Genomic DNA, 1,383 nt, shown 5'->3' with positions numbered 1-1,383 from the left:
CCGGCGCTTCGCCGACCCGGCCTGGCAGGCGCAGCCCTGGCATGCGCTCGCGCAGCTCTTCCTGCTGCAGCAGCACTGGTGGCAGCAGGCCACCACCGGCGTGCCGGGCGTGACGCACCACCACGAGCAGATGGTGGCGTTCGCGGCACGGCAATGGCTGGACATGCTCGCACCGTCGAACTTCGTGCTGGGCAACCCGGTGGTCCAGCAGCGCACGCTGCGTGAAGGCGGCGCCAACCTGCTGCGCGGCCTGTCGCAGGTCGCCGAGGACGCGTGGCGCGAATGGCTGGACGCACCGCCGGTCGGGGCCGAAGCCTTCGAGCCGGGGCGGGCGGTGGCCGTCACGCCGGGCCGCGTGGTGCTGCGCAACCGCCTGATGGAGCTGATCCAGTACGTGCCGTCGACGCAGCGCGTGCATGCCGAGCCGGTGCTGCTGGTGCCGGCCTGGATCATGAAGTACTACGTGCTCGACCTGTCGCCGGCGAACTCGCTGGTGAAGTACCTGGTCGACCAGGGCTTCACGGTGTTCGCGATCTCGTGGCACAACCCCGGCGCCGCGGACCACGATCTCGGCATGGACGACTACGCGCGCCTCGGCGTGCTGGACGCGCTGCAGGCGGTGCGCACGATCGCCTCGGGCCGGCGCGTGCATGCCTGCGGCTACTGCCTCGGCGGCACGCTGCTCGCGTCGGTCGCGGCGCTGCTGGGCGCGCAGCGCGACGGTTCGCTGGCGAGCCTCACGCTGCTGGCGTCGCAGACCGACTTCACCGAGCCGGGCGAACTGGGTCTGTTCATCGACGAGGAACAGGTCGCGGCGCTCGAGCAGCGCATGCAGGCGCAGGGCTACCTCGACAAGGCGCAGATGAAGCGCACCTTCCAGATGCTGCGCTCCAACGACCTGGTGTGGTCGTACCGCGTGCATGCGCTGCTGCTCGGCGAGCGTGCGCCGATGACCGACCTGATGGCCTGGAACGCCGACGGCACGCGTCTGCCCGAGCGCATGCATGCCGAGTACCTGCGCGGGCTGTACCTGCACAACGCGCTGGCGCACGGCGAATGGCAGGTCGAGGGCCGCACGGTGAACCTGATGGACATCCGGGTGCCGGTCTTCAGCGTCGCGACGCTGCAGGACCACGTCGCGCCGTGGCGCTCGGTCTACCGGCTGCAGTCGCTGTGCGACGCGGACCAGACCTTCGTGCTGACGGCCGGCGGCCACAACGTGGGCATCGTCAACCCGCCCGGCAACGCGCGGGCGAGCTACCGGATGCGCACGCTGGCCGCCGGCGCGCCGCGCGTCGTTGCCGACGCGTGGCTCGCCGACACGCCGGTGACCGAGGGCTCCTGGTGTCCGGCCTGGCGCGACTGGCTGCACCGCCACGGCAC

Annotated in this window: 1 protein-coding gene; it reads left to right on the top strand. The window is 71.6% G+C overall.

The genetic code is table 11. The features are described 5' to 3' along the window. Positions 1–1,383 (top strand): PHA/PHB synthase family protein (locus AC1D1T_RS32515; RefSeq protein ID WP_477993477.1); only part of this gene is annotated, 1,383 nt, incomplete at both ends.

It is taken from the genome of Rhizobacter sp. P2_H3 (genome assembly GCF_056403355.1).
This window is presented reverse-complemented; position numbering and strand designations above follow the sequence as displayed.